Genomic DNA, 601 nt, shown 5'->3' on the forward strand with positions numbered 1-601 from the left:
GTGCCTGTCGCGCAAGCGGTGTGACGCGGTCGACGTGGTCGACATCGACAGCTAGAGCGGACTCGCCGTCACGACGAAATCCGGGCCGCCGGGATACGATCTCGGTCGCGACGACATCAGGATGGCGTTCGTATAGTGAATGAAGTTGTGTAAGATCGATGTCGGTGTCAGGGTCACGTGATGCGACGTAGAAACGAGGCGTGTAGTCGTCGTGTTCGGTCGCGGTCGCGCCGTCGTTGGTCGCCTCCCACTCGAGGACGCGACCATCGTCAAGGAAATCGATTGTGAACGGCATTTTCGTAAGTCACCCACCTTCCCGTCTTTACACCGGAGTCTCGCATAATCGCCGGCGTGTCTGTTCCGGATTTCAGGGAATGGAGATCGCCTAGACAGAAACAGCGGACTCTCGCGGATTCGCTCTGTTAACGCCACTTCCAGAATTGTTTCCGAGTTTGTTAGCTGAACCTCCGGTAGCGCGTTAACCAACAGAACGGCCGTTTCACAGATGGTTGTTGGTTAAGCCTGCTATGGACAGTCCTCCATATCTTGAATTCGGTGAACAATATACTACCCCACAGATTATTATACCGCTCTCTCGTTG

General features: G+C 54.7%; 1 pseudogene. It reads right to left on the bottom strand.

Annotated elements, in window-relative coordinates:
* Window positions 1–295, bottom strand: a pseudogene (locus EXE42_RS16460) (DNA polymerase I); the annotation flags it as partial.
* Window positions 296–601: the final 306 nt, after the last annotated feature.

The sequence above is a fragment of the Halorubrum sp. SP3 genome, from assembly GCF_005435195.1.
GTDB lineage: Archaea > Halobacteriota > Halobacteria > Halobacteriales > Haloferacaceae > Halorubrum > Halorubrum sodomense.